This is a genomic window from Blastomonas sp. RAC04 (assembly GCF_001713435.1).
Classification (GTDB): domain Bacteria; phylum Pseudomonadota; class Alphaproteobacteria; order Sphingomonadales; family Sphingomonadaceae; genus Blastomonas; species Blastomonas fulva.
Genome location: NZ_CP016460.1, coordinates 2306345 through 2332517 on the forward strand (window position 1 = coordinate 2306345; position 26173 = coordinate 2332517).

Genomic DNA, 26173 nt, shown 5'->3' on the forward strand with positions numbered 1-26173 from the left:
TGCTGACGCCTGAGCCGTTGGTGCTTCAAACGCGAGAGGGAACGAAATTCGCGGCGAACGTGCGTGCGCCAGCCTTTGCCAGGCAGCTGATGACGGCAAGCTCGCCATCCTTGCGGCGATGCATCCTGCAGGTGCCTGTCGCGGACAGCCGCCGCCCGTCGCGAAGCGTCACTTGCGATATGGCCATCGTGTCGCTGGACATGCTCCCGGTGAACCGCGCCATCGAACCCCAGCTGCGCTGGGCGAAATCGAGCGTCGCACGCGCCGAGCCCTGGTCGATCTCCACCGTGTCACATAGGATCAAGACGGTCTCGGCGCGGTTTTTCACCACCTTTTCGGGGTACTGGCAGCGACCGTCTATCGAGGTCTTCCGCGAATCCTGGGCGCACAGCGGCGCTGCAGCGGCGAGCGCGAACAGGGCTATCGCCCGGATCGGCAGTGTCATCGATGTCATGCACCGATGATAAGGTAAAAAGGCCGGCGGCTCAATGGCTTGGGGGCGAGGCGCGTTTCGACGAAGGCCCTTCGCGGCTGAGCGTCAGGTCAGCGTCCTGCAATTGATCAATCGCTTGCCCGATGCCCGAGGCGCAACGCCAAGGCATGGGGTCATAACGGTGATGTCAGCAAACGCCCGGAAGGTCAGAAGCGGAATTCGGTTCCAACATAGACAGCCTGGCTGTCATACTGCTCGTTGGTGAGCCCGGTCAGGCGGTCGCGTTCGCTGCGCAGGCGGATGCCTGCGGTAACGTCGAGATTGCGAGTGACCTTGTAAGCGCCGCCGACATCGAGCGAATAGCTGCCCTGATCGTTGAACGGACGAACCGCACGGGTGGTGGGCGCCTGGATATCGTCCACCTCGATCCGCGGGCTGAAGCGGCTTTTGCGTGCCGCACTGTCGCCGCGACCCAGCAGGGCGATATCAGGCAGCGCCTCATCGGGCTGGCGGATGCTGGAAGGCAGCGCAAACTTGGTGAAGCCCTTGGCGACGCCCAGGCTGAAGGCAGTCGGCGTGATCTGGACCAGACCGGCGCCCTGGCCGCTGTCGCTGGCAAGATCAGGACGGATGTTGATGGCCTTGGCCGAGTCGGGGCGCACGCGCACCGCGATGGTCAGCGCGCGGGTGCCGCTGTTCGCCGAAGCGGCGGGAGTGAAGCGGAACATCTTGTCGCCGCGCAGCGCGGAGAATTTCAGCTTTTCAGCAAGACGGGGGTCAACCGAAGCGGGCGTGAACGATCCGATCCCGCCGCGGGCATCGATCGACACCGGGCGCGAATCGAAACCGGAGGAAAATGCCAGGGCAATCGACGGCACCAATGCCGCAGTCCCGAGCAAAAGCCCCGAAATCGTCAGTTTTTTTACAACTCCCGCGTTCATGTCTATTTCCGACCCCGCCTCGTCCCTGCTTGTAGCGTTACCACAAAATCGGGCCCTTGAATGCCCATTGTCAGGAACCCCAAAAATAATCTGAAACCGTTGCACACAATCCACAATGCCAGCATTGACCTGGCCACAACGCCGATCTCGACCTGATGGTGGCGCATGCGCACCCGCCCCGGTCGGGACTCGGCATGAGCCAGATTAGCGCGCGCAAACTTGCTGCTGCATGAACGCTTCCAGGCGTGCGCAAGTGCTTGCCCACGCCCGCAAAGCAACTATAGAAGGCCGCTGTTTCATGCGTCAGTTGTGTAAGGATTCCGCCATGCCTGTTCTTCCTTTCGCCCGCGTCGCGATCTGCGCTGTCGGCACCCTGACGCTGCTGTCTGCATGCGGTGGCGGCGATCGCGAGCGGCCCGAAGCGGACATCGCCGCCAGCCAGGTCACAACCATCGGCGTGAACAGCTATCTGTGGCGCGCCTCGCTTGACGCATTGTCGTTCATGCCGCTGCTGCAGGCAGACAGTGCCGGCGGCGTGATCGTGACCGATTGGTACGCCAACCCGCAGACCCCGGGCGAGCGGATGAAGGTGACGGTGTCGATCCTCGATCAGGATTTGCGCGCCGATGCGCTGCGCGTCGCCGCCAGCCGCCAGCTCAGCCAGAACGGCCAGTGGGTCGATGCCCCGGTCCGCGCTGCCACGGTGCAGAAGCTCGAAGAAATCATCCTCACCAAGGCCCGCGATCTGCGCCAGTCCGCCATTCGCGAATAACCCGACCCCTCCAGAGGCGATACAATGAACGAGAAGACGCGGTTCAATCCGCTGGCCGCCGATTCCCGCTGGCAATCGGTGTGGGACGAACGCCAGTCCTTCAAGGCGGACAGCAACAGCCCCAAGAAAAAAGCCTATGTGCTCGAGATGTTTCCCTATCCATCGGGACGCATCCATATCGGCCATGTGCGCAACTATACCATGGGCGATGTCATCGCGCGCTATCGCCGGATGCAGGGCTTTGAAGTGCTGCACCCGATGGGCTGGGACGCCTTCGGCATGCCCGCCGAAAACGCCGCGATGGAAAAGGGCGTCCACCCCGGCGGATGGACCCGCGACAACATCGCCGCGATGCGCAAGCAGCTCAAGCGCCTCGGCTTCGCGCTCGACTGGAGCCGCGAACTCGCCACCTGCGAGCCCGAATATTACGGGCATGAACAGGCCCTGTTCCTCGACCTCTATGCTGCTGGCCTGGTCTATCGCAAGGAAAGCGCGGTCAACTGGGACCCGGTCGACCAGACCGTGCTCGCCAACGAACAGGTCATCGACGGCAAGGGCTGGCGCTCGGGCGCGCAGGTTGAACGGCGCAAACTGAGCCAGTGGTTCCTCAAGATCACCGATTTCGCCGACGAATTGCTCGAAGGTCTGGATACGCTGACCGACTGGCCCGAAAAGGTCCGCTCGATGCAGGCGAACTGGATCGGGAAGTCGCAGGGACTGACCTTCAGCTTCAACGTCAGCGGTGACGCGACCACCATCCCCGTCTATTCGACCCGGCCCGACACGATCTTCGGCGCGAGCTTCGTCGCCATCGCTGCCGATCACCCGATCGCGCAGAAGATCGCTGCGGACAACGCCGACGCCGCCGCGTTCATCGAGCGCTGCAAGGCGGGCGGCACCACCGCGGCCGAGCTGGAGACCGCGGAGAAATTGGGCTTCGACACCGGGCTGCGCGCGATCCATCCGTTCGACCCGAGCTGGGAACTGCCGGTGTTCATCGCCAATTTCGTGCTGATGGACTATGGCACCGGCGCAGTGATGGGCGTGCCTGCGCACGACCAGCGCGACCTCGATTTCGCGCGCAAATACATGCTGCCGGTGCCGCGCGTCGTCGCCGCCGAAGGTGACGAGAATGTCGCAATCCAGACCGAGGCCTATACCGGCCCCGGGCGGATCATCAATTCCTCGTTCCTCGACGGCATGGGCGTCGACGAGGCCAAGGCCGCGGTAATCGCGCGCGCCGAATTGGAAGGCTGGGGCGAAGGCACCACCGTGTGGCGGCTGCGCGACTGGGGCGTTTCGCGCCAGCGCTACTGGGGCACGCCGATCCCGTTCATCCATTGCGAGGATTGCGGCGTCGTTCCGGTACCCAAGGGCCAGTTGCCCGTTGTGCTGCCCGAGGATGTCAGCTTCGAGATTCCGGGCAACCCGCTTGTGCGCCACCCGACCTGGAAGCATGTCGATTGCCCCAACTGCGGCAAGCCCGCCGTGCGAGAGACCGACACGCTCGATACCTTCGTGGATTCGAGCTGGTATTTCCTGCGCTTTGCCAGCCAGCCCGACGACAAGCCGTTCGACCCGCAGGAAATCGCCAAATGGCTGCCTGTCGGCCAGTATATCGGCGGGGTCGAGCATGCGATCCTGCACCTGCTCTATGCCCGCTTCTGGACCCGCGCGCTTGCCCGCATCGGCAAGATCGAGGTGACCGAACCCTTCGCGAGCCTGTTCACCCAAGGGATGGTGACGCACCAGACCTGGCAGGACACGAACGGCAAATGGCTGGGCCCCGATCAGGTTGAAAGGCGCGGCGAGGACTGGATCATCACCGACACCGGCGAGGCGGCAATTGCCGGGCGAGTCGAGAAGATGTCCAAGTCCAAGAAGAACGTGGTCGATCCCGATGCCATCGTCGATCAGTACGGTGCGGACGCGGTGCGCTGGTTCATGCTCTCCGACAGCCCGCCCGAGCGCGACCTGCCGTGGAGTGAGTCGGGCATCGAGGGCTGCTGGCGTTTCGTCCAGCGGCTGTGGCGGGTGTTCAACTCGGTCGAGGCTGCCGAGGGCGAGGACAAGCCGCTCGAACGCAAGCTGCACCAGAGCGTGGACCTGATCGGCAAGGACATCGAGGCGCTCGCCTTCAACAAGGCGGTCGCGCGGATCTATGAGCTGACCAACGCGATCGAGAAGGCCGAGAAATCCGCCAGCCGCAACATCGCGATTCGTGCGCTGGCAAGGCTGGTGGCGCCGATGGTGCCGCATCTGGCCGAAGAGGCCTGGGAGCTGATGGAAGGCCATGGCCTGATCGCCGATGCAAGCTGGCCCGAAGTCGATCCAGCGCTGCTGGTCGAGGACGAGGTCACCATCGCGGTGCAGATCAAGGGCAAATTGCGCGACACGCTGACCGTCGCCAAGGGTCTGCCCAACGAGGAGCTCGAACGCCTTGCGCTGGCATCGGACAAGGTGCAGCGTAGCCTGGACGGCGCCGCGATCCGCAAGGTGATCGTGGTGCCTGACCGGCTGGTCAATCTGGTGGTGTGATGGCTTCACGTACCGTTTTCCGTCACCCTGAACTTGTTTCAGGGCCCATTTATCCCCGCGCGGCTTCGGCTGCTGGGGCACGATGGGTGCTGAAACAAGTTCAGCATGACGGGGTTGGTAAGGTTGCCCCCCTTTCCTGCACTGGAGCGATTTGATGCGCCGCCTTCTCCTCCCTCTCGCCCTAGCTGCAAGCCTTTCAGCCTGCGGCATGCAGCCGCTCTATTCCTCCGGCACGCAGGGCGCGGTTGCAACGACGCTGGGCGATGTCACCGTTGCCCCGATCCAGGGCCGCGCCGGCTGGCTGGTCAAGAACGCGCTTGATGATCGGCTCGACGCGCTGGGCGGCGGCAACAGCCGCTTCCAGCTGCAGGTGGTGCTCGACGACAAGATCACCGGCTTCGGTCTGCTCGCCAACGACCAGGTGACGCGCGAACGCCGCACGCTGCGCGCGCGCTATCAGCTGGTCGAGGCCGCCACCGGCGAGATCGTGCTCGATGCCACCGCCGCATCGGATGCGGGCGTGGATATCGTCAGCAGCGAATATGCCACGATCGCAGCGGAAAACCGCGCGCTGGAAAACCTGTCGCTCGAGATCGCCGACCAGATCGTCACCCGGCTGTCGCTGTTCGCGCGCGAGGTATCGCAGGCGCAATGAGGTTCAGGGCGCAATGAAGGCGGACGCCGCAGCGATCCGAGCCCTGGCGCGCAAGCCTCGCCCCGATATCCGGCTGTATCTGATCTTCGGCACCGATGATGGCGGCAACGCCGCGCTGGCGGGCGAGCTGATCGCGGGGTTCGGCAAGGGCATCGAACGCACCGATCTCGACGGATCGCAGCTGTCGCGCGACCCTTCGCTGCTCCCCGCCGAGGCCGCGTCGATGTCGCTGTTCGGCGACACCCGCTACATTCGCGTCACCACCAGCGGAGAGGAAAGCCTTGCCGCGGTCGAGGCGCTGCTCGCGGCGGACAAGGCGATCAACCCGGTGGTGATGCTGGCGAGCGGCATCAGCGAGAAATCGCGCATCGCCAAGCTGGCGCTCGCCGCGCCCAATGCCATGGCAGTGCAGACCAAGCTGCCCGGCCCCGAGGACATGGCGCGGATCGTCGCAGAGCTCGGGCGCGAGGCAGGACTGACCATCGAACCCGATCTCGCGCACGTCATCGCGGGCTTCACCGCGGCCGATCGCAGGCTGGCGGCGCAGGAGATCGAGAAGCTCTCGCTCTACCTCGATGCCTCGCCGCAGGACCCCAAGGCCGTGACCCGCGAAACGATCACCGCGCTGCGGGCCGATGCCGAGGACGATGCGATGCAGCCGATCATCTCGGCGGCGCTGTCGGGCGATCTCAGGCGCTTGCCCGAGGAACTGAAGCGGATGCGCGAACAGGCGGTGTCCGAGGTCGGGCTGGTGATCGTGATGCAACGCCAGGTTATGCAGCTTGCCGCCGCAGCGCAGCGCATGGGCAGTGCACGTGATATCGGCGGCTGGGTAACTCAAGAGATGCGTAGCCGCAGGCTTTGGGGCGGCGGCAGCGCGCAGGACTGGACGCGGCAGCTGCGCGCCTGGGGCCGCCCGCAGCACATGGCGCGGCTGATCGAGCGGCTGCTCGCCCTGCAACAGGCGATGATGCGCGCTACCCCGGGGCCTGCGCTGCTGCTGGAGCAGGAATTGCTCGAAATCGCCCGGGTCGCCGCACGCGCGTCTTGACTGTATCTCCAGTCGGCCCATGTTGTGATCTCCCCAGGAGAGACACATGGCAGACACCAAGATCAGCGACACCGAATGGCGCGCGAAGCTCAGCCCCGAGCAATATCACGTGCTGCGCGAAGGCGGCACCGAGCGGGCCTTTACCGGCAAGTACAACGACCACAAGGGCGATGGCATGTACCGCTGTGCCGGATGCGGCGCGCCTTTGTTCGAATCCGACGCCAAGTACAACAGCGGCTCGGGCTGGCCGAGCTTCACCACCCCGGTCGAAGGCGAGGCAGTCGCCGAGATCGTCGACACCAGCCACGGCATGGTCCGTACCGAAGTGCGCTGCGCGCGCTGCGACGGACATCTGGGCCATGTGTTCCCCGATGGTCCCGGCCCCGAAGGCCTGCGCTATTGTATGAACAGCGCCTCGCTGGAGTTCGATCCTAAAGAGGATTGAGGACTGCGTCACCCCAGCCTGCGCGGGGGTAACGAGCCAGCTATCGGGGCCTCATCCCCGCCGCCGCCTCAGCACGATATACAGCGCCCCATCCCCGCCATGCCGGGGATGGGCGTTGCGCACCGCGGCGATCTCGCTCGCATGGCGTGACGAGGCCAGCCAGTCCGACACCGCTCCGCGGATCGCGCCGCGTCCGCTGTCGGGTGCGCGCGCCTTGCCGGTGATCAGCAGCATCAGCCGCATATCCGCCGCCTTGGCTTGGGCCAGCGCCATGTCCAGCCGCGCATAGGCGCTCGCCAGCGTGTGCCCGTGCAGATCGATCGTGACATCGGGCTGCACCCCGCCCTTGGCCATCCGCCGATCCCAATGCCCGTCGAGATTCCCCGCGACCGAGGGCCGCGGCGCTTGCGTGAACGTCCAGGAGGGGGTGGGTTTGTTCACTCTCCCCTCCCGCAGGCGGGCGGGGTCGGCCAAAGCTGCAGGCTTTGCGCCGGGGGTGGGCAAGATGGGAGGACCAGGCTTTACAGGCCCACCCCCGGGTTGCCCGGCCTTGCCGGACATCCCTGCCGCTCCCGCAGGCGGGAGCGGAGAGGTTTGCACCTTGTCCTTGAACGGCTCGACGGTCGCGATCACCCGCTTCCACAGGGCCGCTTCCGCATCAGAAAGCGGCCTTCGGCTCATCGCTCAGCGCGCCTGCTGCGCCAGCCGGTCGTAACTGCCGCGCGGCAGCAGGATCAGCGCAAGCCCGCGCGCGGACATGCCGCCGGCAATCACCTTGGCCTGCTCGCCCGCACCCCAGAAGGTATCGAAGCGGTTCGCGCCCTTGATCGCGCCGCCGGTATCCTGCGCCACCCACAACCCGTTGGGCTCGGCGCGGTCCATGCCCAGAAACACCGGCGCGCCCAAAGGCACGAACTTGGGGTCGGCGGCGACGCTGCTGCCCGCCTCGACCTGATAGCCCAAAGCGCCCAGCGGGCCGGCTCCGGTCAGTTCGCGGAAAAAGACGAAGCTCTTGTTTTCGCGCATGATGCTGCGGCCCTCTTCGGGGTTGGCGCGCAGATAGGCGACGATACCCTGCATGCTCGCCTGGCCGGGTGCGAGCAGGCCCCGGTCGCGCATCAGCGCGCCGATGCCGGTGTAATCGCGGCCGTTCTGGCTGGCATACCCGATCCGCACCACCGACCCATCGGGAGCGCGCAACCGGCCAGAGCCCTGTACCTGCAGGAAGAAGAAATCGATCGCATCCGCCGCCCAGGCGATCACCGGCGCGCGGCCACCCAGTGATCCCTGTTCGATCTGGGTGCGGTCATCATAAGGGACAAGATCGGTGCCCTTGAGCTTGCCGCGCACCCGCTTGCCCGCCCATTCGGGAGAGAATTGCGACAGATCGACATCGATCAGGTCCGACGGGCGGCCATAGACGGGGACTTCAAACCCCGCAGAGCGGGTGCGCGATCCGGCGATCTCGGGTTCGAAATAGCCGGTGGCAAAGCCTGCCCCCTCGCCCACCTGAACCGCTTCGAGCTGCTCTGTGAAGAACCGCACCGCGTCGGTGTCGGGCCATCCGGCAGCGGCTGCGCACGGAGCGCGCCAGTCTTCGGGACGGGTAAGGCCGCTGGCATCCTGGCGTTTGGTGACCGCAGGACAGGTGAGCCGGAAAGCGACCAGCGCGGCGCGAGCGTCATCTTGGGTGATCGGCAGGCTGGCGATGGCAGGGCCGCGGCGCAGCACCTGGCCAGCAGCCTGGGTGATATCGGCGCTGGCGGTGATCGCCGCGCCGGACATTGCGGGCAGAGGCGTTGCGCGGGGAATGACGTAGCTGGATGCAGGGCCGCTCGGCGCAGGCGCGGGGGCTTGCCGCACGGGACCTGTTGCGGGGGGTGCGCTCTCGTAGGGCAGCCGCGCGGGCGGCGGCGCCGAACTGGTCTCGCCCGAAGGCACGACACCCGCACAGGCGGTGAGCGCCAGCGTCAGCAGACCGATCGCGAACCGGCGCATGGCAATCCCCCGGCGCGCGGACATCAGGCCTGATCGGTTTCGACCAGAATCCAGTTGGGATCGTTGCTGCGCAGGTCGCGGGCAAAAGTCCACAGGTCGTGCGTCGCTACCGCGTCGGTCAGCGATCCGGCGACAAGCTCGCCATCGGGGCCGCGAACGACAGCCGCGATATCAGCGTCGAACCGCACGGTGATGCGGGCATTGGGCGCGTCATATTCGGCGTCGACGATGCGCGCCTCGTCGATGCGCACCAGGCGGTTTTCCAGCGTTTCGCCGCGCGCGGTGCGCTGGTCGATCGAGCTGGAGAAACTTTCATAGACCTCGTCGTCGCACAGCGTGCGAAGGTCTTCGCGGTTGCCCGCCCAGAATGCTTCGAGGATCATGCCATAGGCAGCCTTGGCGCCATCGCGGAACCGCGCCACGTCGAAGCTGCGGTCGGCGGCGAGCATCTGGCGGATGCCGGGCTCGGCGGCAATATCGAATACGGTCGAGGTTCCCGGCGTCATCGCAGCGGGCTTGTCATCCAGCTGCGGCCGCTCGATCGCGGTGGGGCGCTTGGCCACGGGCGTGTCCATGCCGCGGGTCAGCGGTTCCTGCTCATGCCCGGTGCGTTTGCCCAGGACCGAGTACAGGCGGAGGCCCAAAAACGCTGCAACCATGGCCAAGATGATGATTTCTACCGTCACAAGTCTTCCCGTTTGCCCGCCCGCTTAAACCACTGTGCTGCTAAAAGGTCAGCGCGAATGCATAACATAGGGCATGTCGGCCAATATGCAAATTGCTTTGGCCGACAAAAACTTGCATCGCCCAGTGCTTTCGTGGTGCTTGCACCGCACGGGAAGCACGATTAGAGCGCCGCGCAAGACGCGCTGGCTGCGCCTAGCATTGAAAGGGACTATCCATGGCCGAAGACGGCACCGTGAGCTCGCAAAATCCGGCGCTGAATGGCGCTTCCGGCCCGCAGGCGGGCCTGATCTCGCAATACGTGAAGGACCTGTCAGTCGAAAACCCCAATGCACCCGACAGCTATCAGTGGCCGGGCCAGCTCGCGTTCGACGTGCAGTTCCGCGCCGAATCGCGCCAGCTGAGCGAAGAAGTGCACGAGATGATCTGCACCTATACGATCGCTGCCAAGGCCGAACAGGGCACCGCCTATCTGGTCGAATTGGCCTATGGCGCGCTGGTCGGCATCCGCGGCATGGATGAAGAGCAGGTCCGTCGCTTCCTGTTTGCCGACACCCCGCGCATGGTGTTCCCCACCATCCGCCTGATCCTGGGCAACGTCATCCGTGACGCGGGCTATCCGCCGCTGGTGCTCGAGCCGATCGATTTCACGACCCTGTACGAACAGCAGAGCCAGGACCCCAATTTCGGCGCAGCGATGCCGCCTGCCGAAGGCAACGCCTGACGCCCGGCTGCGATAGGGCGCACCCGGCATGAACCTGCTCCGCGCCGTATCGACCATCGGCGGGCTGACCCTGGTAAGCCGGGTGCTCGGCATGGTGCGCGACATGCTGATGGCGCGCTATGTCGGGGCCGGCATGGCCTCGGACGCCTTCCTGATCGCGTGGCGGCTGCCCAACCTGTTCCGCGCGCTGTTTGCCGAAGGCGCGTTCGCCGCGGTCTTCGTGCCGATGTTCAACCGCAAGATTGCAGAGGCCGACACTGCCGAACCCGGCAGCGGCATGGTCGCGGCGCGCGCCTTTGCAGGCCAAGTGCTTTCGGTGCTGTTGCCGGTGCTGATCGTGTTTACCGCGGTCATGATGCTGGCCGCAGGGCCGGTGGTCTATGCGATGACCGGCGGCTTTCCCGATGGCGGGCCTGAAAAGTTCGCGCTGGCGCGGCACCTGACGATCATCACCTTCCCATATCTGGGGCTGATATCGCTGGTGTCGCTGCTCGGCGGCATCCTCAATTCGATCAACCGCTTCTGGGTCAACGCCGCAGCGCCGATATTGCTCAACATCTGCATGATCGCAGCCTTGCTGCTGTTTCGCGGGCAGAGCGAGGCGGAGACCGCGGTCACACAGGCGATTGCAGTCACCGTATCGGGCGTGCTGCAGCTGCTGTGGCTGATCATCGCCTGCCGCCAGAGCGGGGTTAGCCTCAAGCTCTCGCGCCCGCGTCTGTCGCCCGACGTCAAGGCGATGCTGGTGCTGATCGCACCCGCCGCGATCGGCCAGGGCGCGATCCAGTTCAACCTGCTGATCTCGACCTCGCTCGCCGCGCGCTATCTGGGGGAAGGCTCGGTGTCCTGGATCTATTACGCCGACCGGCTGAACCAGCTACCCTTGGGCCTGATCGGCATCGGCGTGGGCACCGCGATCCTGCCATTACTCTCGCGCCAGATCGGCAGCGGCAATCCGGATGCGGCCAACAACACCCAGAACCGCGCGCTCGAACTGGCGCTGTTCCTGGCGCTGCCCGCTGCGGTCGCGCTGGTCGTGGCAGCGGTGCCGATCATCCACGGCGTGTTCCAGTACGGTGCGTTCACCACCGCCGATACCGTCGCGACCGCGCGCGTGCTGGCCGCCTTTGCCTGCGGCGTTCCGGCCTATGTGCTGATCAAGGTGCTGACCCCTGGCTTTTATGCCCGCGCCGATACCAAGACCCCGGTGCGGCTGGCACTGGTCGCGATGCTGGTCAATCTGGTGGGCAACCTCATCCTGATCTGGCCGCTGGGCCATGTCGGCGTGGGCGTCGCCACCGCGATTTCGGCGTGGGTCAATGTCGGCCTGCTCTTCGGCGTGCTCTACAAGCGCGGCCACATCCAGCCCGACGCGCGGCTGATCGCCAAGGCATGGCGCATCCTGGTCGCCGCTGCCGTGATGGGCGTGGCGCTGTGGATGGGCAGCAGGCTGGCCGACAGCTTCATGGACGGCAGGCTGATCGAACGGATCACCGCACTTGCCGTCTTGTGCGGCGGCGGCGGGGCGTTGTATGGGCTGGCGGCGCTGGCGCTGGGCACCTACCGGCTTGGCGACATCAAGACGATGCTGCGCCGCAAGGCGTGAAGCAGCGCGAAACCTCCCGCATCCAGCGAAAGAGAAGATCATCATGCGCGTCCTTTCCGGCATCCAGCCGACCGGCAATCTGCATCTGGGCAACTATCTGGGCGCGATCCGCAACTGGGTGAAGATGCAGGACGAGATGGATGCGAATAGCGCGTGCTATTTCTTCCTCGCCGATCTGCACTCGATCACCGTCAGCGAAGAGCGCGAAACCCGCATCCGCAACGTGCGCGAGATGGCCGCGGCGCTGATCGCGTGCGGGATCGATGCCGACCGCAGCGTGCTGTTCAACCAGGCCCGCGTGCCCGCGCATGCCGAGCTCGCCTGGCTGCTCAACGGCACCGCGCGGATCGGCTGGCTCAACCGCATGACCCAGTTCAAGGACAAGGCCGGCAAGAACCGCGAAGGCGCCAGCATCGGCCTGTTCGTCTATCCGGTGCTGCAGGCCGCCGACATCCTGCTTTATCAGGCGACGCACGTCCCGGTGGGCGAGGACCAGAAGCAGCATCTGGAGCTGACCCGCGACATCGCGACCAAGTTCAACACCGATTTCGGGGTCGAGCTGTTCACCCTGCCCGATCCGTACATCCCCAAGGAATCGGCACGGATCATGTCGTTGCGCGATGGCACCGCCAAGATGTCCAAGTCCGACCCCTCGGAGATGAGCCGCATCAGCCTGACCGACGACGACGATGCGATCGCGCAGAAGATCCGCAAGGCCAAGACCGACCCCGAACCGCTGCCCGAGCTGGCATCGGCTCTGGAAGGCCGCCCCGAGGCGCTCAACCTTGTCGGCATCTATGCCACGCTGACCGAACAGACCCCCGATGCGGTGTGCGCGCAGTTTGCAGGCCAGGGTTTCGGCGCGTTCAAACCCGCGCTCGCCGAGGTGCTGGTCGAGACGCTGCGCCCGATTCGCCAGCGCTTCGTCGCGCTCAAGGATGACGACACCGCGCTCGATGCGATCCTGACCAAGGGGGCGCAAAAGGCCCGCTCCGTCGCGCAGCCGACGCTTGATGCAGCCTATGACGCGCTGGGGCTGATGCGCTGAACCCGGGCTTGCACCGATTTTGCGTTCAAACGGGGTTCATTCGCGGCAAACTAGGCTTATATCCATATTCGGGTCGCGCAGGGTCGCGCGGGCCCGTGATGGAGATCAGACAATGACCGCTCGCAGCCGCTTTACCCGCCGCGCCGCGTTGTTCGCCGTGCCCGCGCTGGCGCTCGCACTTTCCGCCTGTGCCACCCCGTTCAAGGCCGATGTCGCCCGCTTCCAGGCTTTGCCCGCTCCCCAGGGACAAAGCTTCATCGTCACCGCCTCCGATCCGCGGCTGCAGGGCGGGCTCGAATTCGGTCAATATGCAGGGCTGGTCACACGGCAGATGACGCAGCTGGGCTATGTCCCCGCCAATGACCCTGCCCGTGCGGACATGGTGGTCAGCTTTGCCTATGGCGTCGACAATGGCCGCGAAAAGGTCGTGTCGGACGGCTTCGGCGGCGGCTTTGGCGGTGGCTGGGGCGGCTTCGGTCCCGGCTTTGGCCCCTGGGGCGGCGGCTTCGGCCGGCGCGCCTTCGGCTTCGGCTTCTACGATCCGTTCATCTTCGGTCCCGGCTGGAACAACGATGTCCGCAGCTACACCGTCTACACCAGCGCGCTAGACCTGAAGATCGACCGCGCGGCCGACAACCAGCGTCTGTTCGAAGGCAAGGCCGAAGCCCAGTCGCGCAGCAAGAACCTGCAATATCTGGTGCCCAACCTGGTCGATGCGATCTTCACCGATTTCCCGGGACGCTCGGGCGAGACCGTCCAGATCTCGATCGCGCCCGAAGGCAAGAAGGTCAAGCCGATCCGCGAACGTCGGTAACCTCGGAAGCCTGTTTGGGATATCCCCTCCCCTCCCGCTTGCGGGAGGGGAAAACTGCTAAACCCCCGTCGAGCCGAAGCCGCCTGCGCCGCGCGCGGTTGTATCGAGATCGTCGACTTCCACGAACCCGGCGCGTTGCACCGGAGCGGCCACCAGCTGCGCGATGCGGTCGCCCCTGCGGATCGGGAAGGGCGCATCGCCATGGTTGATCAGGATGACCTTCAATTCACCGCGATAATCGCTGTCGATCGTGCCCGGGGTGTTGGGCACGGTGATGCCGTGCTTGAGCGCTAGCCCCGAGCGCGGACGCACCTGCACCTCATAGCCATCGGGGATGGCGATCGCGAAGCCCGTGGCGACCGCGTGCCGCTGGCCCGGCAACAGGTCGAGCTCTTCGGCGGCGACCACGTCCATACCCGCTGCGCCCTCGGTCGCATAAACGGGCAGCGGCAGCCCGTCGCCATGCGCCAGCCGCCTCACCCGGATGGTGATCGGCGGCAGCGGGTGTTCAGCGGACGGCATCGGTGATTTTCTCCATGAGTTTGCGGGCGACCTGATCCTTGGGCAGATCGGCCCAGCTTTCGACGCCCTGCCCAGTGACGATGTGCACCGCGTTGTTCTGGCCGCCCATCACGTCACCCGACACGTCATTGGCGACGATCCAGTCGCAGCGCTTGCGCGCCAGCTTCGCCTGGGCATGCGCGACGACCTGTTCGGTTTCGGCGGCAAAGCCGATCAGCAGCGCCGGACGACGGGGATCGCTAGCAAGCCCGGCAAGGATATCGGGGTTTTCCGCCAGCTGCAGCACGGGCAGCGCGCCGCCGGTTTTCTTGATCTTCTGGTCGGCTGCATCGGCGGTGCGCCAGTCGGCGACAGCGGCGACCAGAATCGCGATATCGGCGGGCAGCGCGGCATCGACCGCAGCGGCCATCTCGCGCGCGGTCTCGACATCGATCCGCGTGACCCCCGGCGGGGTCGCCAGATGCACCGGGCCTGCGATCAGGTGAACCTCGGCGCCCATTTCGGCCGCCGCAGCCGCGATCGCAAAGCCCTGTCGCCCGCTCGACCGGTTGGCAATGTAGCGGACCGGATCGATCGGTTCGTGGGTAGGGCCTGCGGTGATCAGCACGCGTTTTCCGTGCAACGCCTCTCCCCTGCCGCCTGCGGGAGGCGAGGACGATGCAGAGCCGAGAGCGCGCTCGATCTCGCCCATGATCGCCACCGGCTCGGGCAATCTGCCCGGGCCGTACTCGCCGCACGCCATTGCGCCGTCATCGGGATCGACCACCTGCACCCCGTCGCCGCGCAGCTGCGCGACGTTGCGCTGGGTTGCCGCGTGCTGCCACATGCGCACGTTCATCGCGGGGACTACCAGCACCGGGGTGTCGGTGGCGAGCAGCACGGTGGTGGCAAGGCTGTCCGAAATCCCCGCCGCCATCTTGGCGAGCAGATCGGCCGTCGCCGGGCACACCACGATCAGGTCGGCCTCGCGGCTGAGCTGGATGTGCCCCATCTCGGTTTCGTTCTTGAGATCCCACAGCGTGGTGAACACCTCGTTCTCGCTCAGCGCCGCCAATGTCATCGGGGTGATGAACTGCGCGCCGCCGTCGGTCAGGACGCAGCGCACGGTCATGCCCGCCTTGCGGATCAGCCGGATCAGCTCGCACGCCTTGTAGGCTGCAATGCCGCCGCCGACGACGAGCAGGATATGGGGTGTCTTCATGGCCAGCAGCGGTAAATGCTGCGCGCGTCGCGGTCAACGATACTGCCAGCCATCGAGCAGCCGGCTATCGCCCGGCGCAAAGCTCTTGCCATAATCGGCATCCGGGCGGCTCTCGCCGCAACGATAGAGCGGACCTGCCACCAGCCGCCGCCGCACCAGCCACGTCAGGACCAGCGCGTAAGTGAGGCCGCACAAGGCTGCGCCGATCAGCTGCCCGGACAACGGGTCCAGCGCGATCACCCCATGCGGCAGGAACCGCGCCGCACCGGCCAGACCGAGCAGCCCGACGATATGCGCGCAGGCAAGCGTTGCCAGCATCGCCGCCAGATGGTCCCGGGCCTTGTGGAGAAGTGGATGACGGATCATGCACTCTGCCTACACCCGCGCGCGGCCGCGCGCTGTGAGGCAGATCGCAGGATGGCGCGAAAAACGCCTACTGCGCGCGCGCCAGAACCTCGGGCAGATAGTTCTCGCCCAGCGTCCCGCACGAATCGGCGAGGCCCTCAAGATCCTTTGCCATGCTGCTGCTCTCATCGAGCATCGCGACTGCGAAAAGCTCAGCCTGCTCCTCGAGAGCGGCCTCGGCCTTGCTGGTGTTGCCGCCCGGAGCCAGCAGCACGGCACCGGTCATGAACGCGGTGGCAAGATCGGTGGCATCCTTGGCCATCTTCTTGTCGTCGCCTGCAATAACTGCGGCTGCTGAGAAGAATGCCGCGCAGCTGAGCAGCGTTTCATGCCCCTCCTTGTCGGACAGTGCCGACTGCGCCTGGGCAGGCACGGCGACAAGGCCCAGCAGCGCGGTGCAGGCAGCGATGCGCGTGAAGCGCGCGGAGAGGAAGGATGCAGGCAGGGTCATGGGTTCACGTCCGATGGCAGGGACCCTGTCGGGCCAGGTGGCTGATACGGCGCGACCCGCTGGCGCCCAGGGTGGCGGGTTTGCGCGGCCTTGGCAAGCCGGGGAACGATCGCCGCGCGCGTGTCGGCCAGCAGCACCGAGATGCCGTCAGAGCCCGATCGTTCGCAGTGCCTGGTCGAGATCCTCGATCACATCGTCGACATCCTCCAGCCCGACATTGAGCCGCAGCATGTCCTCGGTGATGCCCACCGCCAGCCGCGCCTCTTCACCAAGACCGTGGTGCGTGGTCGAGCTGGGGTGCGTCATCAGCGAACGCGAATCGCCGATGTTGTTCGAGATATCGACCAGCTCGAGCGCGTTGAGCAGGCCGTGCGCGCGCGCGCGGCCACCGCCGACATAGACAGAGAAGATCGGCCCTGCGGCCTCCATCTGCGCCATCGCGAGGTTGTGCTGCGGGTGGCTGGGCAGGCCCGGATAGTTCACCCGCTCGACCCGGCCTTCGAGGAAGCTCGCCACCTTCATGGCATTCTCGCTCTGGCGTCGGATGCGCAGATCGAGTGTCTCGAGCCCCTTCAAGACCACCCAGGCATTGAACGCACTCAGCGTCGGGCCGGTGTTGCGGGTAAACGGCAGCAGCGTGTTGGTGATGAAATCGTCGGTGCCGCACACTGCGCCTGCGAGCACGCGGCCCTGGCCGTCCATCATCTTGGTGGCGCTATAGGCAACGACATCCGCGCCATATTCCATCGGCCGCTGCAGCACGTTGGTGGCAAAGGCGTTGTCCACCACCGAGGTGATGCCGCGCGCGCGTGCGATGTCGCACACCGCCTGCATGTCGATGATGTCCATCGTCGGGTTTGCGGGCGTTTCGAAGAAGAAGACACGGGTGTTGGGACGGATCGCGGCCTCCCACTGATCGAGCTCGCGCCCGTCGATGATCGTGGTCTCGATGCCGAATTTGGGCAGCAGCGTGTCGGTCAGCCAGCGGCACGATCCGAACAGCGCGCGGCTGGCAACGACATGATCCCCCATCTGCAGCTGGCACAATAACGCTGCGGTCATCGCCGCCATGCCGCTGGCCATGCAGCGCGTGGCTTCTGCGCCCTCCATCAGCGAAATGCGTTTTTCGAGCATTTCCACAGTCGGATTCTGCAAGCGGCTGTAGGTCATGCCCGCCTGCTCGCCGTTGAAGCGTGCGGCGGCATCTTCGGCGCAATCATAGGCATAGCCCGAAGTCAGGAACAACGCCTCGGAGGTCTCGCCGAACTCGCTGCGCGCGGTACCCCCCCGGATCGCCCGGGTGGCGGGGCGCCAGCGGCTGGTGATGGCGGGGTCTTGTCCGGCGTTACGCTTCATCTGGGCGGTCCTGAGTTTGAATGCAAAAGCGCGCGCTATATGCGCCGCTCCTCCGCCAGGGGAAAGCCCGAAAAAGCGAAATTCACCGCGTCGAATTGCGGCCCCGCTCGGGCGCCTCGTCCGAGGCGATCGCCTGCGGGCTGATCGACACGCCGTGCAGACGCCAGCGCCCCTCGACCCACTGGAAGAAGAAATCGAAGAACAGGGCTGTCGGGCGGAGGCCGAAATAGCCGCGCACCCGGATCACGCCCGGCTCTGCCACCGAGGGCGGCTCGGTATAGGTCGGCGCGAGCAGCAGGGCGCTGGACAGGTCGACCCGGCTTTGGCGGATGCTGGCGAAGATCTCGCCCAGCCGCGCGGCATTGTTGTTGACCTGGAACCCGGGCGAGGAGATGTCGCGCAGCACCGAATAATTGCCCGACAGATTGGCATGGTGCACCGCGGTCATCGTCGACCACAGCAGCTTGGCCAGTTCCAGCTCGCTGGGCACCGGTTCGACCGAGATCGGCGGTTGCGCGGCCTGGGTCTGGGCCTGGACCGGCATGGCAAAGGCCAGCGCGGAAAGCAAAAAGGCCGGGGCAAGAAGCCCCGGCCGAGTGTTCAATAATCGCATAACGCTCCTTACCAAGCGGGCTGGCCTTACCAGGCGATCTGGAAACCGCCGCGCGCGCCCACCGAACCGCTGTTGAAGCCGACACCGATACCGGCCGACACGGAAGCGTTTTCGGCGACGCGGGCGGTGATCGCCGTGGTCAGGGATGCCTGGTCCTCATAATAGCCCACGCCGCCCGACAGTGCAAAGGTGGTCCCCGGCGGAAGCGCGGGCGATTCCATCGCGAGCGCCATCGCCACGCCCTCGTTTGCCCGGTTGATAGCGCGCCGGTTGACTTCGGTCAGGTCGAACAGCGTGTTGACCTGGCCGGTCAGCGCATTGACCTGGCCGTTGGTGGCGAAGGTGTTGACCGCCGGACCCGCGCCCAGTGTGCCGCTGGCATCGGTGGTGACGATCGAGGTGGTGCCGCTCTGCGCCGCTGTGCTGGCGGCAAGATCGCCGATGGTCACCGAGCTTCCCGTGCCACCCAGCTTGATCTGCCCGGCGCGGTTTGCGGTCGCCCCGTTGCCGATCGCCACCGAGTTGGTGAACGCCGCCGAGGTCTGGTTGCCGATCGCGATCGCGCCTGCGCCCGATGCGACGGCCGCCTCACCCACCGAGACCGAACGCACGCCCGATGCCACTGCAAGATGACCCAGCGCGGTCGCCCGCTCGCCGGTGGCTTCTGCCCGCCAACCATAGGCCGTGGCCGCCGTGGCCGTAGCCAGCGCCTGTCCGCCCACCGCGGTGGTCGAAGCGCCGGTGGCCTGGGTCGCACGGCCCGAGGTGCCGTCGCGGTTGCCACCGATGGCGATCGCATCGCCGCCGCTTGCCACTGCGGTGTTGCCGATGGCGATCGCATTGGTGCCGCTGGCGACCGAGAGATTACCGACCGCGACGCTCAGCGCGCCCGACGAGTTGGCCGCCTCACCCACTGCGGTCGAGCGCACGCCCGATGCATTGGCAAGGTGGCCCAGCGCCGTGGCACGTTCCGCCACCGCTTCTGCGCGCCAGCCGAACGCGGTTGCCGCCGTCGCCGTCGCCAGCGCGCGGCCGCCCACTGCGGTGGTGGACTGCGCCGTGGCGACAGCGCTGAGGCCCATTGCAACCGCTTCGACCCCGGTCGACAGCGCATCGTTGCCGATGGCAATCGAGCCGACCCCCGATGCCACCGCACCCAACCCATCGGCATCGCCGCCATCTTCGCCGATCGCGATCGACTGCGCGCCGGTCGCCCGGGAGTTGGAGCCATAAGCCGCCGAGCCCGGGCCGGTCGCCTGCGCGCCTGCCCCCACTGCGGTCGAGCCCGAGGCGATCGCGCCCGCGCCAACCGCGGTTGCGCCTGCACTCGTCGCACGTGCGCCTTCGCCGACCGCGGTTGCATCGGTGGCGCTCGCCACCGCGCCGCTGCCGACGGCGGTGGTGTCAGGAGCCGACGCCGCAGCGCCATTGCCGACCTGCGTGCTGTTGGTTCCGGTCCCGGCAAAGGCCGTTGCCGGGGCAACCGCCACCGCCATGATGTTGCCCGCCGAATCCACCGTGAGGAAAAACTGCGCGCCTGCCGGAACGTTGCCGCCCAGCCCTGCAAAGCGATAGCTGTGGTTGGCACTGCCCAGCACGATCTGGTTGGCGACGGTCGTCGCCGCGCCATTGCCGATCGCGATCGAGTTCATGAACCCGGCCGATGCGGTGTTGCCGATGGCGATGCCGAAATCGCCGCTGGCCGACGCACTCTTGCCCAAAGCGAGCGAGCGCACACCGCCTGCCACCGCCTGGTGCCCGACCGCGAGCGAAAGCTCGCCCGTGGCGCGCGCCTGCCAGCCGAAGGTCTGCGATCCCCGGCCCGATGCGACCGATTCACCGCCGACCGCGGTGGCATGGAAGCCCGAGGCATTGGCGAGATCACCGATCGCCACCGAATCCTCGTCGCCCGCGCTCGCAAGGTTGCCGATCGCGACCGAAGTGCCCAGCGACGCCGCATTGGTGCTGTTAGTGGTGGCCTGGTTGCCGATGGCGACCGAGTTGATGGCCGAGGCGACCGCGCTCTTGCCGACGGCGGTCGAGCGGACGCCGGTGGCCTGCGCCTGATGGCCCGATGCCAGCGAGAGCTCGCCCGAGGCGACCGCCTGCCAGCCGAAGCTTTGCGCGCCGCGACCCGATGCAACCGATTCGCCGCCCACGGCGGTGGCGTGAAAGCCCGAGGCCAGCGCGAGATCGCCCACGGCAACCGCATCTTCATCGGTTGCGCTGGCGAGGTTGCCGACCGCAACTGTGGTCAGCGCGGTGGCATTGGCGGCCTCGCCCACGGCAAGCGAACGCACGCCGGTGGCGTTGGCCAGATGGCCCAGAGCGTGCGCGCGTTCGGCACTGGCGTTGGAACGCCAGCCAAAGGCGGTTGCTGCCAGCCCGATGGCATCAGCCTCTCCGCCGATGGCGACGGTCGAGTTGCCGATCGCGCGCGCACCGGTTCCGGCGTCGTCGCCACCGATGGCGAGCGCATCGACACCATCTGCGGTGGCGTTATCCCCCAGCGAAATCGCCGAAGCACCGGTGGCGGTGGCGCCTGCCTGGGTGCTGTTGACCGCAAGATAGGTGAGCCGCGAGGCATTGGCCGTGGTGGTCGATGCCACCGCGTTGAGCTGCGCCAGGTTCACCGCATCGGTGAGCGAAGTGCCCGCCGCGACGTTGACGATCTGGCGCTCCCCGCCGACGGTGCCGACCGACACCGTTCCGGCGCGGTTGGCGACCGATCCCGAGCCCAGGGCGACCGAATTGAGCGCGGTCGCCTGCGCGGCGTTGCCGATGGCCACGCTGAAATCCGCCGAGGCGTTGGCACGGCTGCCCAGCGATGCAGAGTTGGCCCCGCCCGCCAGCGCGCTCTTTCCGATCGATGTGGCTTCAAGCCCCGAGGCATTGGCCTGGTGGCCCACGGCCACCGCGGTGCGGCCCGAAGCGTTGGCCTGCCAGCCAAAGGCCTGGCTGCCGACCCCCGAGGCCACCGATTCGCCGCCGATCGCGGTCGCGTGGAAGCCTGAGGCGTTGGCGAGATCGCCCAGCGCCACCGCGTCCTCCGCCGTCGCGCGTGCGCCGTTGCCGATCGCGACCGCAGTGCCGGTGGAGGGTGCGCCCGAGGGCGTTGTGCCGTCGGCTGTCACCGCGTTGTTGCCGATTGCGACCGAACTGATACCCGCCGCACTCGCGCGGCTTCCGACCGCAGTGGCGTTGGCGCCGCCTGCGTTGGTGCTCTTGCCGACCGAGGTCGCCTCAAAACCTGCTGCGGTCACCTGATGTCCGACGGCGACCGCCGTACGTCCCGAAGCGTTGGCCTGCCAGCCAAAGGCCTGGCTGCCGACCCCCGAGGCCACCGATTCGCCGCCGATGGCCGTCGCATGGAAACCCGAGGCGTTGGCGAGATCGCCCAAAGCAACGGCATCTTCCTGCGTCGCGCGCGCGCCGTTGCCGATGGCAACGGCGGTGCCCAGCGAGGCCGCCCCCGAAGGCGTCGAACCGGTGGTCACCGTGGTGGAGTTCTGGCCGATGGCGACGCTGCCCGAGGTTGCCGCGTTGGAATTGGCACCGATGGCGACAGTGAAGTTGGCACTCGCGATTGACGCATCACCCACGGCAACCCCCTGCAGCCCGGAGGCACGGGCGAACGAGCCGAACGCTGCCGAACTGAGCCCGGAAGCCGTTGCGGTGAAGCCTGCCGCGATCGACTGGGTGCCGGCCGAAGACGCCAGATTGCCCATTGCGGTGGAGTTGATGCCCGAAGCATTGGCCCGGCTGCCCAGCGAGGTGGCGTTGGCGCCCGCTGCCTGTGCGCTCTTGCCCACCGAGGTGGCTTCAAATCCTGCGGCATTGGCCTGATGACCGACCGCCACTGCTGTGCGCCCCGCAGCATTGGCCTCCCAGCCAAACGCCTGGCTGCCGACCCCCGAGGCAACCGACTGGCCGCCGATCGCGGTTGCATGGAAGCCCGAGGCGTTGGCAAGATCGCCCAGCGCGACCGCATCTTCCTGCGTTGCCCTGGCTTGGTTCCCGATGGCAACAGCGGTGCCCAGCGACGCCGCGCCCGAGGGCGTGCTGCCCAGCGTTGCGGTCGTAGATCCTGAGCCTATGGCGACGCTGCCCGTTGAAGAAGAGACAGCGGTCGTTCCGATCGCAATAGCCAGATTGGCCGACGCGTTTGCAGAATCGCCGAATGCGTGTGCCTGCTGGCCCGATGCGACTGCAAAATTGCCCACGGCGGTGGAAAAACCGCCCGATGCCGTTGCTGCTGCTCCCACCGCGGTCGCCTGCAAGCCAGACGAAACCGACCGCGCACCAAGAGCGGTGCTGAAGCTTCCCGAGGCTGTCGTCTGGTTGCCGACTGCAGTCGAACCGGGGCCACTGGCAACCGAAGACACGCCGCATTCAGTCGACTCGGCCACATCGTCCGCATTGCCCGCAATGCCGTCGGGCCCGGCGTTCACGTTGCACGGGGCGGTTGCATCGGCATGGGCCGGGGTTGCGATAGCGATGGCTGCGGCGCTGGACGCCAGGAAAAGCGTAGCTCGCAACGCTTTTGCGTTGTTGGGGAAAGTTTTCATGGGTCCGCTCCTTGCTCACTGACAAGGCGGGTGTTGCCCCCGGCTTTAAACTTACTCATGCGACCCTGTTCGCCGAGTGGTGTTAACCAGCCGGGGCGGACGTTAACATAGGTTACTCGATGTGCAAGCCCCAGAAATGGCCGTTATTTTGTCACAGGCATGTTCAATAGTTTCAGTCTCGACCAAAGCTTGCTATCCGGATGCCGGATGGCCATACCCGTCGCTTCACGACCGCCAGAAAGCGTGACTTTTGCCTGAACTTGTCTCCTTTGAACCCGCGACCGGCGCCCGACTGTGGGCTGGGGCGCATGGCGATGTCGATACCGAAGTGGCCAAGGCACGCGCCGCCTTTCCCGAATGGGTTGCCATGGCGGTTACCAAGCGAATCGAGCTGTGCCGCCGCTTTGCCAATCAGGTCCGTGCGCGCCAGGAAGAGTTCGCCAGCCTGATCGCGCGTGAAACCGGCAAGCCCATGTGGGAATCGCGCACCGAAGTGGAATCGGTGATCGCCAAGGTCGATATCTCGGTATCCGCCTATGCCGAGCGCACAGCGCAGCGCAAGCTGGACAGCGCGCTGGGCGGCACCATGGCGCTACGTCACAAGCCGCACGGCGTGATGGCGGTGCTGGGCCCCTACAACTTCCCCGCGCACCTGCCCAACGGCCACATCATCCCCGCGCTGATCGCGGGCAACGCGGTGGTGTTCAAGCCGTCCGAAAAGACACCGGCAGTCGGCGCGATGCTGGTCGAATGCCTGCATCAGGCGGGCATTCCCGAAGGCGTGGTGCGGCTACTGATCGGCGCTGCGGACGAAGGCAAGGCGCTGGTGGCGCATGAGGATGTCGACGGCATCCTGTTCACCGGCTCTGCCACCACCGGCATCGCGATCAACCGCACGCTCGCCAGCCGCCCGGACAAGATCGTCGCGCTGGAAATGGGCGGCAACAATCCGATGGTGATCTGGGACACCCCGTGCATCGCCGATGCCGCGACGCTGATCATCCAGTCCGCCTTCACCTCCGCAGGCCAACGCTGCTCCGCTGCCAGCCGCCTGATCGTGCGCGACACCATCTATGACGCGGTGATCACCGAGACCAAGAAGCTGGCCGACCGGATCATCGTCGGCAGGCCGTTCGACGACCCGCAGCCGTTCATGGGCCCGGTGATCGACAACCAGGCCGCCGACGGCCTGACAGAGAGCTTCCTGTATTTCCTCAGCAATGGCGGCCGGGTGATCAAGCATCTTGTGCGGCTGGACGACAAGGTGCCGTTGCTTTCGCCCGCGATCATCGATGTGACCAACATCAAGGACCGCCCCGATATCGAGCTGTTCGGCCCGCTGCTGCAGGTAATCAAGGTCAGCTCGTTCGAAGAGGCGATCAACGAGGCGAACAACACCCGCTTCGGCCTGTCTGCCGCTCTGGTGGGGGGCAGTCCGCAGCACTACAAGCAGTTCTGGGCCAACATCAAGGCAGGCATCGTCAACTGGAACCGCCCGACCAACGGCGCCTCGTCCAAGGCCCCGTTCGGCGGCGTCGGCCTGTCGGGCAACCACCGCGCCAGTGCCTATTATGCCGCGGACTATTGCGCCTATCCGGTGGTCTCCAACGAGATGGAGCAGCCGCGCGCCACCATCGGCATCGGGCTCAAGCAGGACTGAGTTTGCTGAGCTTTTGCGCCCAGCAAAAGCAAAACTAGGCGAGCCCAAAGGGGTTCTGCTTTGCAACTTCAGGGCGCACCGACCAGATGCACCGTTGGAAAGGACCAACGGCATGACCCATCTGCAATCCCCTGGTGCTACCGGCACTGTCTGGCTTGTCGGCGCAGGTCCGGGTGACCCCGACCTGCTGACGGTGAAGGCCGCGCGGATCATCGCGAAGGCATCGCTGATCGTGCACGACGGGCTGGTCCACGATGCGATCCTGGCGCTCGCCCGCCCCGATGCCCGGCTGATTTCGGTCGCCAAGAAGCGCGCGCGTCACACGCTGCCGCAGGACGACATCAACGCACTGCTGATCGCCGAAGCTCGCAAGGGCCATGATGTCGTCAGGCTGAAGGGCGGCGATCCCTTCATCTTCGGTCGTGGCGGCGAAGAGGTCGATGACTGCCGCGCAGCAGGTGTCGCGGTCGAGGTCATCCCCGGGATCAGCGCCGCCAATGGCAGCGCTGCCGCCGCGCAGTTGCCGCTCACCCACCGTGATCTTTCGAGCGCGGTCACCTTCGTCGCGGGCCAGTGCAAGGGCCTGACCGAGCAGGACTGGTCGGGCCTTGCGGGCAAGGGCCGCACGCTCGTTATCTATATGGGCGTCGCCACCGGCGATGCGATCGCCGAAAAGCTGATCGCCGACGGCCTGTCGCCCGATACTCCGGTTGCCGTGCTCGAAAAGGGAACGCGGGCCGACATGCGCACCTTGCGCACGCTGCTAACCGATCTCGGCCCGATGATCGCGCGCGAAAGCGTTGTGAGCCCGGCACTGATCGTGATCGGCGACGTGGTGACCCGCGCGCGCGCCACCGATTGCCTGCCCACTCTGTTCGCCCAGCATCTGGAGCCGACACCTTTTTCGGAGTCCTTGGCATGAAAATCCTCACCGGCAACGATCTGAAGACCGGAGATGTCATCTGGTGGGCGGGCGAAACCCGCTGGTCGCGCCATCTGGCCGACAGCGCCGATGCAGGCGCAGAGGCCGACGCGATCCTGGCGCGCGAGGAAGCCGCATTGAGGGTCAACGTGCCCTATATCGTCGATGGCCGGCAGACCGATCAGGGCCCCATGCCGCTGCACATCAAGGAACGCGTCCGCGCATTCGGCCCCACGGTGCGCCCCGACCTCGCCATCAACACCAGCATCCCGATCCTGAAGGCCTGAATCATGCCGTCGCGTCGCCAGACCATGACCGCAGGACTTGCCAGCCTTGCCATGCTCGGCGGCGGAGTGCTGGCCGCGCCTGCTTTTGCAGCCGCCGCGCGCTCCACGGTGGTGGTTGAGCAAACGCTGCTCAAGGCGCTGCCTGGCAAGGCCGATGCGTTGGGGCAGTATCTGGCAGCGAACTGGCTGGTGATGGACCAGCAGGCGCTCGATCAGGGGTTGTTCACCGGCTTCTGGCTGGCCCGGTCGGCGTCAGGGTTCGAAGAATGGGATTACGCCATGTCGGTCGGCTATCCGACCGCGCTTGGTTACGACGACCCGGCGACATCCGCCGGTTTCGAGGCGATCCGCGCGGCGCATGTCGTGACGCCGATCGACGGGGAAGGCCTCTCGCAACTGGGCCGCATTGTTTCCAGCCAGCGGCTCGATGTGGTCGCGGTGCGCGGCTTTGCCGCCGCTGTTTGAAGTTTATTGAGGAT

Annotated in this window: 25 protein-coding genes; 13 read left to right on the top strand and 12 right to left on the bottom strand. The window is 66.2% G+C overall.

What is annotated here, in order from left to right:
* Positions 1 to 25: 25 nt before the first annotated feature.
* Both BSY18_RS11725 and BSY18_RS11730 read right to left on the bottom strand, forming a co-directional pair.
* Complete coding sequence (locus tag BSY18_RS11725; RefSeq protein ID WP_054134024.1) at positions 26 to 454, bottom strand: hypothetical protein; 429 nt, start codon at positions 452 to 454, stop codon at positions 26 to 28.
* 185 nt (positions 455 to 639) lie between these two features.
* Positions 640 to 1311 (bottom strand): hypothetical protein, encoded by a 672-nt coding sequence (locus tag BSY18_RS11730; RefSeq protein WP_236823351.1) that lies wholly within the window; start codon positions 1309 to 1311, stop codon positions 640 to 642.
* A 388-nt stretch (positions 1312 to 1699) separates the two neighbouring features.
* On the opposite strand from BSY18_RS11730, the gene BSY18_RS11735 reads away from it, so the two are divergent.
* From BSY18_RS11735 to msrB, 5 genes are all read left to right on the top strand, one after another.
* Positions 1700 to 2146, top strand: coding sequence for a DUF3576 domain-containing protein (locus BSY18_RS11735; RefSeq protein WP_054134022.1), 447 nt, complete (start codon positions 1700 to 1702; stop codon positions 2144 to 2146).
* Positions 2147 to 2170: 24 nt separating this feature from the next.
* Positions 2171 to 4684, top strand: coding sequence for a leucine--tRNA ligase (leuS, locus tag BSY18_RS11740; RefSeq protein WP_069050716.1), 2514 nt, complete (start codon positions 2171 to 2173; stop codon positions 4682 to 4684).
* Positions 4685 to 4838: 154 nt separating this feature from the next.
* A complete protein-coding gene (lptE, locus tag BSY18_RS11745; protein WP_054134020.1) occupies positions 4839 to 5339 on the top strand; it encodes an LPS assembly lipoprotein LptE in 501 nt (166 codons plus the stop codon).
* 13 nt (positions 5340 to 5352) lie between these two features.
* Positions 5353 to 6390, top strand: coding sequence for a DNA polymerase III subunit delta (gene holA / locus BSY18_RS11750; protein WP_069050717.1), 1038 nt, complete (start codon positions 5353 to 5355; stop codon positions 6388 to 6390).
* A gap of 46 nt (positions 6391 to 6436) precedes the next feature.
* Positions 6437 to 6835 (top strand): peptide-methionine (R)-S-oxide reductase MsrB, encoded by a 399-nt coding sequence (gene msrB / locus BSY18_RS11755; RefSeq protein WP_054134018.1) that lies wholly within the window; start codon positions 6437 to 6439, stop codon positions 6833 to 6835.
* A 51-nt stretch (positions 6836 to 6886) separates the two neighbouring features.
* Here msrB and BSY18_RS21625 read toward each other — a convergent pair whose 3' ends face one another.
* The 3 genes from BSY18_RS21625 to BSY18_RS11770 all read right to left on the bottom strand — a co-directional run bounded on the left by BSY18_RS21625 (position 6887) and on the right by BSY18_RS11770 (position 9519).
* On the bottom strand, positions 6887 to 7276 hold the full coding sequence (locus tag BSY18_RS21625) for a Smr/MutS family protein (protein WP_335617666.1): 390 nt from the start codon (positions 7274 to 7276) through the stop codon (positions 6887 to 6889).
* Between the two features lie 243 nt (positions 7277 to 7519).
* Positions 7520 to 8833, bottom strand: a complete 1314-nt coding sequence (gene mltA, locus BSY18_RS11765) for a murein transglycosylase A (RefSeq protein ID WP_083231643.1) — start codon at positions 8831 to 8833, stop codon at positions 7520 to 7522.
* Between the two features lie 23 nt (positions 8834 to 8856).
* The gene (locus tag BSY18_RS11770) at positions 8857 to 9519 is read right to left on the bottom strand and encodes a Tim44/TimA family putative adaptor protein (protein WP_150126268.1); all 663 of its coding nucleotides are present in this window, start codon (positions 9517 to 9519) and stop codon (positions 8857 to 8859) included.
* 215 nt (positions 9520 to 9734) lie between these two features.
* Between BSY18_RS11770 and BSY18_RS11775 the strand changes: the two genes are divergently transcribed.
* The 4 genes from BSY18_RS11775 (at position 9735) to BSY18_RS11790 (ending at position 13709) form a co-directional block, all read left to right on the top strand.
* Positions 9735 to 10241, top strand: coding sequence for a protein-export chaperone SecB (locus tag BSY18_RS11775; protein ID WP_069050719.1), 507 nt, complete (start codon positions 9735 to 9737; stop codon positions 10239 to 10241).
* A gap of 28 nt (positions 10242 to 10269) precedes the next feature.
* Positions 10270 to 11847 (top strand): murein biosynthesis integral membrane protein MurJ, encoded by a 1578-nt coding sequence (murJ, locus tag BSY18_RS11780; protein ID WP_069050720.1) that lies wholly within the window; start codon positions 10270 to 10272, stop codon positions 11845 to 11847.
* A gap of 43 nt (positions 11848 to 11890) precedes the next feature.
* Entirely contained in the window at positions 11891 to 12895 is a 1005-nt protein-coding gene (gene trpS, locus BSY18_RS11785; protein WP_069050721.1) for a tryptophan--tRNA ligase, read from the top strand.
* Positions 12896 to 13007: 112 nt separating this feature from the next.
* Entirely contained in the window at positions 13008 to 13709 is a 702-nt protein-coding gene (locus BSY18_RS11790; RefSeq protein ID WP_054134013.1) for a DUF4136 domain-containing protein, read from the top strand.
* A 57-nt stretch (positions 13710 to 13766) separates the two neighbouring features.
* On the opposite strand, the gene dut is transcribed toward BSY18_RS11790, so the two are convergent.
* The 7 genes from dut to BSY18_RS11825 all read right to left on the bottom strand — a co-directional run bounded on the left by dut (position 13767) and on the right by BSY18_RS11825 (position 22825).
* The gene (gene dut / locus BSY18_RS11795; protein WP_069050722.1) at positions 13767 to 14231 is read right to left on the bottom strand and encodes a dUTP diphosphatase; all 465 of its coding nucleotides are present in this window, start codon (positions 14229 to 14231) and stop codon (positions 13767 to 13769) included.
* On the bottom strand, positions 14218 to 15432 hold the full coding sequence (gene coaBC, locus BSY18_RS11800; RefSeq protein WP_069050723.1) for a bifunctional phosphopantothenoylcysteine decarboxylase/phosphopantothenate--cysteine ligase CoaBC: 1215 nt from the start codon (positions 15430 to 15432) through the stop codon (positions 14218 to 14220). Before coaBC ends, dut begins: the two co-directional genes overlap by 14 nt.
* A gap of 33 nt (positions 15433 to 15465) precedes the next feature.
* A complete protein-coding gene (locus tag BSY18_RS11805; protein WP_150126269.1) occupies positions 15466 to 15798 on the bottom strand; it encodes a hypothetical protein in 333 nt (110 codons plus the stop codon).
* Between the two features lie 67 nt (positions 15799 to 15865).
* Complete coding sequence (locus BSY18_RS11810; RefSeq protein WP_069050725.1) at positions 15866 to 16288, bottom strand: hypothetical protein; 423 nt, start codon at positions 16286 to 16288, stop codon at positions 15866 to 15868.
* A gap of 147 nt (positions 16289 to 16435) precedes the next feature.
* Positions 16436 to 17644, bottom strand: coding sequence for a trans-sulfuration enzyme family protein (locus tag BSY18_RS11815; protein WP_069050726.1), 1209 nt, complete (start codon positions 17642 to 17644; stop codon positions 16436 to 16438).
* An 82-nt stretch (positions 17645 to 17726) separates the two neighbouring features.
* Positions 17727 to 18188, bottom strand: a complete 462-nt coding sequence (locus tag BSY18_RS11820) for a hypothetical protein (RefSeq protein ID WP_236823352.1) — start codon at positions 18186 to 18188, stop codon at positions 17727 to 17729.
* A 95-nt stretch (positions 18189 to 18283) separates the two neighbouring features.
* Positions 18284 to 22825, bottom strand: coding sequence for a beta strand repeat-containing protein (locus tag BSY18_RS11825; protein WP_083231440.1), 4542 nt, complete (start codon positions 22823 to 22825; stop codon positions 18284 to 18286).
* A gap of 250 nt (positions 22826 to 23075) precedes the next feature.
* Here BSY18_RS11825 and astD point away from each other — a divergent pair, with 250 nt between their 5' ends.
* The 4 genes from astD (at position 23076) to BSY18_RS11845 (ending at position 26159) form a co-directional block, all read left to right on the top strand.
* Complete coding sequence (gene astD / locus BSY18_RS11830; protein ID WP_069050729.1) at positions 23076 to 24485, top strand: succinylglutamate-semialdehyde dehydrogenase; 1410 nt, start codon at positions 23076 to 23078, stop codon at positions 24483 to 24485.
* A 112-nt stretch (positions 24486 to 24597) separates the two neighbouring features.
* Positions 24598 to 25407: a uroporphyrinogen-III C-methyltransferase gene (cobA, locus tag BSY18_RS11835; protein ID WP_069051886.1), complete on the top strand. Its 810-nt coding sequence runs from the start codon at positions 24598 to 24600 to the stop codon at positions 25405 to 25407.
* Positions 25404 to 25694 (top strand): DUF2849 domain-containing protein, encoded by a 291-nt coding sequence (locus BSY18_RS11840; RefSeq protein WP_054134004.1) that lies wholly within the window; start codon positions 25404 to 25406, stop codon positions 25692 to 25694. Before cobA ends, BSY18_RS11840 begins: the two co-directional genes overlap by 4 nt.
* 24 nt (positions 25695 to 25718) lie before the next feature.
* Entirely contained in the window at positions 25719 to 26159 is a 441-nt protein-coding gene (locus BSY18_RS11845) for a hypothetical protein (RefSeq protein ID WP_150126270.1), read from the top strand.
* Positions 26160 to 26173: the final 14 nt, after the last annotated feature.